The sequence below is a fragment of the Kitasatospora sp. NPDC101447 genome (genome assembly GCF_044767225.1).
Lineage (GTDB): Bacteria > Actinomycetota > Actinomycetes > Streptomycetales > Streptomycetaceae > Kitasatospora.
The window spans coordinates 1-7155 of the sequence record NZ_JBIWNL010000002.1; the positions used below are offsets into that span (position 1 = coordinate 1).

Annotated in this window: 7 protein-coding genes; 2 read left to right on the forward strand and 5 right to left on the reverse strand. The window is 73.9% G+C overall.

The annotated features are described in order from the left end of the window. Nucleotides 1-245 precede the first annotated feature (245 nt). From ACIRST_RS02570 to ACIRST_RS02580, 3 genes are all read right to left on the reverse strand, one after another. Nucleotides 246-1472, reverse strand: coding sequence for a helix-turn-helix domain-containing protein (locus ACIRST_RS02570; protein ID WP_402799387.1), 1227 nt, complete (start codon nt 1470-1472; stop codon nt 246-248). A gap of 197 nt (nt 1473-1669) precedes the next feature. Next, nucleotides 1670-3106 (reverse strand): amino acid permease, encoded by a 1437-nt coding sequence (locus ACIRST_RS02575; RefSeq protein ID WP_402799389.1) that lies wholly within the window; start codon nt 3104-3106, stop codon nt 1670-1672. Nucleotides 3107-3336: 230 nt separating this feature from the next. Continuing rightward, nucleotides 3337-3615 carry a hypothetical protein gene (locus ACIRST_RS02580; protein WP_402799391.1) on the reverse strand — a complete coding sequence of 93 codons (279 nt, stop codon included), beginning with the start codon at nt 3613-3615 and terminating at the stop codon, nt 3337-3339. 148 nt (nt 3616-3763) lie between these two features. Between ACIRST_RS02580 and ACIRST_RS02585 the strand changes: the two genes are divergently transcribed. Together ACIRST_RS02585 and ACIRST_RS02590 are read left to right on the forward strand one after the other, a co-directional pair. Beyond that, nucleotides 3764-4819 carry a Ku protein gene (locus tag ACIRST_RS02585; protein ID WP_350526763.1) on the forward strand — a complete coding sequence of 352 codons (1056 nt, stop codon included), beginning with the start codon at nt 3764-3766 and terminating at the stop codon, nt 4817-4819. A gap of 49 nt (nt 4820-4868) precedes the next feature. Further along, nucleotides 4869-5150 carry a hypothetical protein gene (locus tag ACIRST_RS02590; protein ID WP_350526762.1) on the forward strand — a complete coding sequence of 94 codons (282 nt, stop codon included), beginning with the start codon at nt 4869-4871 and terminating at the stop codon, nt 5148-5150. A 27-nt stretch (nt 5151-5177) separates the two neighbouring features. Here the strand turns inward: ACIRST_RS02590 and ACIRST_RS02595 are convergent, their stop codons facing one another. Together ACIRST_RS02595 and ACIRST_RS02600 are read right to left on the reverse strand one after the other, a co-directional pair. Further along, nucleotides 5178-6566, reverse strand: coding sequence for an NADP-dependent succinic semialdehyde dehydrogenase (locus tag ACIRST_RS02595; protein ID WP_402799394.1), 1389 nt, complete (start codon nt 6564-6566; stop codon nt 5178-5180). Between the two features lie 121 nt (nt 6567-6687). Further along, nucleotides 6688-6969, reverse strand: a complete 282-nt coding sequence (locus ACIRST_RS02600; RefSeq protein WP_350526760.1) for a DUF6158 family protein — start codon at nt 6967-6969, stop codon at nt 6688-6690. Between the last annotated feature and the right edge of the window lie 186 nt (nt 6970-7155).

Genomic DNA, 7155 nt, shown 5'->3' on the forward strand with positions numbered 1-7155 from the left:
GCGGGGGGGGGCCGGCGGGGGGGGGGGCGGGCGGGCCCGGGGGGGGGGGGGGGGGGGGCCCCCCCCCCCCCCCGGGGGGGGGCCCCCCCCCCCCGCCTCGGCGTGCCGTGCGCACCCGGTCGGCGCGGCGGGTGGCGTGCGGCGCCCGGCGCGTCCGGCCGGTTGCGGCGGCGTCGAACCGGCCAGGGGCGGCCCTGCCCGGCCTTCCACGTGCGCAGCTCACGTACGCAGCTCACGTACGCAACTCACGTGCGCAGCCACTCCTCGGCCCGCCGTTGCTCGCGGGCGATGCGGCCGGCCGTCCTCGGGGGCAGCCGGGCGAGCAGGGCGGCGGCGGCACCTGACCGGCCGGCCAGCGCGAGGGCGCCCGCCAGGCGGGCGGTGACCAGGGCGTGGTCGCGCGGTCGGGCGGCCGGATCCAGGGTCCGCAGGGCGGCCTCCAGCCGGGCCACCGCGCTGCGGGCGTGGACGGTGCGGCCGGTGCGGACGGCGAGGTCCCGCTGGCAGGTGCCGTGCGCGACGGCCAGGACCAGCTCGGCGCCGGCCGCCCACGGCGTCGGATCGCCGGAGCGTCGCGCGGCCGTGGTCAGCCGCCGGGCGTCCGTCAGCGTCCGGCGCACCAGCGGCGCCTCGCCGGCCAGCGCGTGGGCGTGCGCCCGGGCGACGGCGGCCCAGGCCTGCAGTCCGGGGCGGGCCGGCGCGGCGGTCCGTGCGGCCTCGGCGAGGGCGAGCGCGGCGGCCGCGTCGCCGCGCCACCAGTGCAGGGTGCTCTGCCGGACGAGCAGGGCGGTCGTGGTGGCCTGGTCCCCGGTAGTCCGTGCCCATTCCAGCCCGGTGGCGTACCAGCTGAGCGCGCGGGCGCGGCGGTCGCCCTCGAAGTGGGCCCAGCCGGCGAGTTCGGCGTACTGGGCGGCGAGCGAGCGGACGGCGGCGTGGCTCTCGTACGGAGCGGTGTGCTGCCGGCGGGCCAGGGTGCGGGCGTGGTGCTCCAGGACGGCGGCCAGCTCCTCGCCGCCGATCCGGTCGGCGGCGGCGCGGTAGACGGCGAGCAGGTGGGCGAGCATCTCGACGGCGGCGGCGTCCGGCGGGGCGGTGTCGGCGGCGGCCGGTGGCCGGGTGGCGGCGGCGAGTTCGCCGAGGCGTTCGCGCTCCTGCCGGACGGTCTGCCACAGGTCCGCCAACTCCCCGCAGGCGAGCAGGAGTTCGTCGGCGCGGGCGGGCATTCCCGGCGGCGGCCAGCGGAGGGCGTTCTCCACCCGGCTGATCAGTGAGTTGTGGTACCCGAGCAGCCGGCCGAGCTCGGCCTGGCTGAGGCCGCGGGCCTCGCGCCAGTGGCGCAGGCGGCGGCCGAAGCGCAGCCGTGCGGACTCGGGTTCCGCGCGGGGCGGTGGAGGCGAGGGCGACGTGGGGGTGGGCAGGGACGGCACGGGGTCTCCCGGGAGGGTGGGGGAGCGCTCGTGGGGGAGCGCCATGCCCAGGAATCCCCTTGACGTGCCATGGTCAAACTGGCGCTGCCTCCGTGCCCGGTCGGCCGCCGGGCCGGAAGCGCCGGAAGCCCCGGACGGCGCCGGAGGCGATGGAAGGCCGGAAGGCGCCGGAAAAGCGGCACCGGGCCCGGGAGCCTCCGCAACGGCTCCCGGACCCGGCGTTCCTGCGCGGTGCGGACGGGTCAGGACCCCGCCGCCACCGCAGCCCGCCGCCGGCGGCCCACCACGGCCGAGGCCGCGAGCACGATCGCCGCGGCGACCAGCGACAGGTACATCTGCTTGCGCCCGTCGGCGTCGGTGAACATGTAGATCATGACGAACCCGATCATGCCCATCGCGGTCCAGGTCAGGTACGGGTACAGCCACATCCGGACGGTGTGCCGCTCGGGCATCTCCCGCTCGATGATCTTGCGCATCCGCAGCTGGGTGGCGCAGATCACCAGCCAGACGAACAGCGCGATCGCGCCGGAGGAGTTCAGCAGGAAGGCGAACACCGTGTCCGGCGAGGTGTAGTTGAAGAAGACCGCGATGAAGCCGAAGACCACCGAGGAGAGGATCGCCACGCGCGGCACGCCGCGCTCGGTCACCTTGGCGAAGGCCTTGGGGGCGTCGCCGCGCTGGCCGAGCGAGAAGGCCATCCGGGAGGCGGTGTACATCCCGGAGTTCAGGCAGGAGAGCACCGCGGTCAGCACGATCACGTCCATGACCTGGCCGGCGCCGGGGATGCCGATGTGGTCCAGGACGGCGACGTACGGGCTGGCCTTGACCTCGGCGGAGTCCCACGGCAGCAGGGTGACCACGAGCAGGATCGAGCCCAGGTAGAAGATGCCGATGCGCCAGATCACGCTGTTGGTGGCCTTGGTCACCGCCTTCTGCGGGTCCTCCGACTCGCCGGCGGCCAGGGTGACGATCTCGCTGCCCATGAAGGCGAAGACCACGGTCAGCATGCCGGTGAAGACCGCGCCGATCCCGTGCGGCAGGAAGCCGCCGTGGCCCGTGAGGTTGCTGGTGCCCACTGCGTGGGTGCCGGGCAGCAGGCCGAAGGCGGCGAGGGTGCCGATCACCAGGAACGCGGCGATCGCGACCACCTTGATCCCGGCGAACCAGAACTCGAACTCGCCGTAGGAGGCCACCGAGAAGAGGTTGGTGGAGGTCAGGACCGCCATGACGATCAGCGCCCAGCCCCACTGCGGCACGCCGGGCACCCACTGGTTGAGGATCTTGGCGCCGGCCGTCGCCTCGACCGCGAGCACGACGACCCAGAAGAACCAGTACAGCCAGCCGATCGTGAACCCGGCCCAGCGGCCCAGCGCGCGGTCCGCGTACGCCGAGAAGGAGCCGCTCTGCGGGTCGGCCGCGGCCATCTCGCCGAGCATCCGCATCACCAGCACGACCAGCGCGCCGGCCAGTGCGTAGGAGAGCAGGATGCCCGGGCCGGTGGACGCGATGCCCGCGCCCGAGCCGACGAACAGGCCGGCGCCGATCACGCCGCCGATGGCGATCATCGACAGGTGGCGGTTCTTGAGCCCGGCCTTCAGGTGGCCGTCGCCGCCGTGACCGTGCGGCCCCGCCTGCTGCGGGACCTCGGCTGCCGCCGACTTGGTGGTGTTCGCACTCATCTAGAGGTGCCCTGTGCCTTTCCAGCGCGGCGACCCTCGGCTCGTCGCCACAGGGTGGGGGGACAGACCCGCGCATTGCGGTGCAACCTAACTTCTACGCACGAGTATCGGAACAATCCTTTGATAACTGTTCGCTTACCGGACGCAAAAGGCCAGGTCAGGGTGGGTGCGGAGGGGGTCGGAAAAGCTCAGATCTGACGCATCGTCAGAGGGGTGGAGGGCGGAGGAGATCAGATCTCCCTCAAATCGATCACGACGACCTCCGGCCGCCGCTCCGGCGTGTGCCGGGCGGGCCGGATCGCGGGCCGGGCCGTGGGCGGTGCCGTGGGCGGTACTGCAGGGAGGGCGCCGAGCCGGGCCGCGAGGATGCGCGGGATGTCGCTCTCCTGCGAGTACCCGGGCACCACGGTGACCTCGTCCTCGCGCACCTCGCCGAGGACGCGGTAGGTCACCCGGTACGTCGTCCGGTCCGGCGGCGGGGCCCGGTCGGGCCCGTGCGTGGCGGTCATCCGCATCGACCTCCTCGGCCCATTGTCGGCGCGGTGTGGCCGAACGGGGCAAACCCGGGCAGAGTGGGACTCTCGGGGCATTCGTCGGAGCACGTCCCGAGCGCGCTCGGCGCCCGTCGGTCACCCGGCGCCGGACAGGAGCGACCCCATGCAGACCACCTGGAAGGGGACGATCAGCTTCGGGCTGGTCAGCATCCCCGTCCACCTCTACTCCGCGACGCAGGAGCACGACGTCCCGCTGCACCAGGTGCACGCCAAGGACGGCGGCCGGGTGCGGATGAAGCGCTACTGCGAGCGGGAGGAGAAGGAGGTCCCGTACGCGGAGATCGCCAAGGGCTACGAGTCCCCCGACGGGCGCACCGTCACGCTCAGCGACGACGACCTCGCCGACCTGCCGCTGCCCAGCAAGAAGATCATCGACGTGCTGGCCTTCGTCGACGAGCGCGAGATCGACCCGCTGATGTTCTCCAAGGCCTACTACGTCGGCGTCGCCGACAAGGCAGCCGCCAAGCCGTACGCGCTGCTGCGCGACGCGCTCACCGAGTCCGGGCAGATCGCCGTCACCAAGATCGCGCTGCGCACCCGGGAGTCGCCCGCGGTGCTGCGGGTGCACGACAACACGCTGGTGCTGCAGACCTGCATCTGGCCCGACGAGGTCCGCCCGGCGGCGGGCATCGCGCCCGAGGACGACGTGACCGTCCGGCCGCAGGAGCTCAAGATGGCGCGGTCGCTGATGGACACCCTCTCCGAGGACTTCGACCTCTCCCAGCTGCACGACGACTACCAGCAGGCGCTCCAGCAGGTGATCACCGCGCGGCTGGAGGGCGTCGAGATCCCGCACGAGGAGGAGCCCGGCGAGGCGCCGGACAACGTGATCGACCTGATGGAGGCGCTGCGCAGCAGCCTCAAGCAGGCCAAGGGCGGGCGCGGCCCGGCCGGGGAGCCGGAGGCGGAAGCGGAGGAGGCCGGGCACAAGCCCGCCCCGCGCAAGCGCGCCGCCGCGAAGCGGAGCGCCCCCGCCGCGGGGAAGGCCGCCGACGGGACCGCCGGGAAGGCCGGGGGGAAGGCGACCGCGGCGAAGACAGCCACGGCGAAGACAGCCACCGCGAAGAGCAGCACGGCGAAGACCACCACGGCGGGGAAGGGCCCGGCGGCCGGGAAGACCGCCGGCCGGAAGTCCACCGCTCCGCGCAAGGCCTCCTGACCCGCCGGGCCAGGCATTCCCCTCCCGTCCAGCATCGGAGGCGATCCCGATGGACCTGCTGACCTACAAGGCAGTCGAAACCGGCCCCGAGGCCCCGAAGGACCCCGGCTTGGGGCACCGGGCCTGGGTCTGGCTGCTCACCCTCACCCCTACCGCCGTGACGATCATGATCGCGCTGTCGGTCGGCCTCGGCCTGGTCGCCGCCCAGGTGAGCCAGCTGTGGGTGCTGCTCGTGATGTGCATCCCCTGGGGCCTGACGGTCATCGCCCTGGTCGGCGTGCTCGCCCGCTGGATGACGCCCGGCCCGGGCCGGCACCGCGCGGCGACCTGACCCGGACGGGCGGGGATCCGGGAGGGCTCAGCCGATCCAGACCGTGGTGACGTTGCAGAACTCCCGGATCCCGTGCCCGGACAGCTCCCGTCCGAAGCCCGAGCGCTTCACGCCGCCGAACGGCAGAGCCGGGTGGGAGGCCGTCATCCCGTTGAAGAACACCCCGCCGGCCTGGATGTCGCGGACGAAGCGCTCCTGCTCGGCCCCGTCCGTGGTCCAGACGTTCGCGCTGAGGCCGAACGGGGTGTCGTTGGCGACGGCGACCGCCTCGTCCAGGTCGGCCACCCGGTAGACCGTGGCGACCGGGCCGAAGGTCTCCTCCTGGTGGATCCGCATCGCCGGGGTGATCCCGGTCAGCACCGTCGGCTCGTAGAACCAGCCGGTGTCCCAGCCCTCCGGGCGCCCGCCGCCGCACTCCACCCGGGCGCCGTGGGTCCGGGCGTCCTCGACCAGTTCCTCCAGGTCGTCCCGGCCCTGGCGGCTGGCCAGCGGGCCGACGTCGGTGGTTTCGTCCATCGGGTCGCCGACCTTCAGCGCGCGCATCGCCGCGCTGAAGCCGGCGGTGAAGCGGTCGTACACCTCGGTGTGCACGATGAAGCGCTTGGCGGCGATGCAGGACTGGCCGTTGTTCTGCACCCGGGCGCGGACGGCGGTCCGCACCGCGGCGTCCAGGTCGGCGCTCGGCAGGACGACGTACGGGTCGCTGCCGCCCAGCTCCAGCACGGCCTTCTTGACCTCGTCCGCCGCGGCGGACGCGACGGCGCGCCCGGCCGGCTCGCTTCCGGTGAGGGTGACCGCGGCGACCCTCCGGTCCCGGACCACGCCCTCGACCGCGCCCGAGCCGATCAGCAGCGTCTGGAAGCAGCCCTCGGGGAAGCCGGCGCGCCGGAACAGCTCCTCGATCGCCACCGCCGTGCGCGGCACGTTGGACGCGTGCTTGAGGAGGCCCACGTTGCCCGCCATCAGGGCCGGCGCGGCGAACCGGATGACCTGCCAGAACGGGAAGTTCCACGGCATCACGGCCAGCACCGGGCCGATCGGGCGGTAGCGGACGTAGGCGCGGGCGGCGCCGGCGTCGGCGACGTCGGCCGGGGCAGGGTGCTCGTCGGCCAGCAGTGCCTCGGCGTTGTCCGCGTACCAGTGCATCGCCTTCGCGCACTTGGCGGCCTCGGCCCGGGCGGCGGCGAGTGGCTTGCCCATCTCCTCGGTCATGGTGCGGGCGACCGCCTCCTGGTCCTGGTCCAGCAGGTCGGCGGCGCGGTGCATCAGCTCGGCGCGGGCGGCGAACGGGGTGCTGCGGTAGGTGTGGAAGGCGGCCTCGGCGAGGGCCAGCCGACGTTCGATGCCGGCCGCGTCGAGCGGTTCGAAGGTCTCCAGGGTCTCGCCGGTCGCGGGGTTGACGCTGGCGATGGGCATGCGGGGCTCCCATGGGGTCAAGGGTCCGGTGCGTCTGCCCTCACACCCTCCCCGACAGCCCGGCCCGGGGCACGCCACCGCGCGCCCGGCGTGTCCTGCCGGGCGGTCCGGGCCGGCCCCGTCACTCCGGCAGCGACTCCACCCGGGCCGCGGCCTCCCGGGCCCGCGCGCCGGCCCTGGTCCGCCCGGCGGTCACCTGCCGGTCGGGGAACCGGTGCAGGTACTCGGCCTCCAGCTGGCCGGTGCGCAGCGTGTGCCGCTTCAGCGCTTCCTCCGAGCCGTACAGGAAGGTCTCGTGGCGTGTGCGGTGCAGCTGTTCCAGCTCGTGCAGGAGCGTGTCGTTGCCCAGAGCGTGTGGGGAGATGCCCTCGGGCCGGATGTGCGTGGCGTCGGCGTGCCGCATCTCGGTACCTCCTCGGCGGAAGTCCCCTCCTACGGGGTGCCCGGTGGCCGCCGCCGGTACACCCGTTCGATCGGCGCGCCGCCCGGGCCCGGGGCCCGGCGGCGCGGCCCCCCCGGGCGGGCGGGTGGACCACGGGGAGTGTATAATGCGTGTGGGAAAAGAACTAGTTTGGTTATTATCACCGCA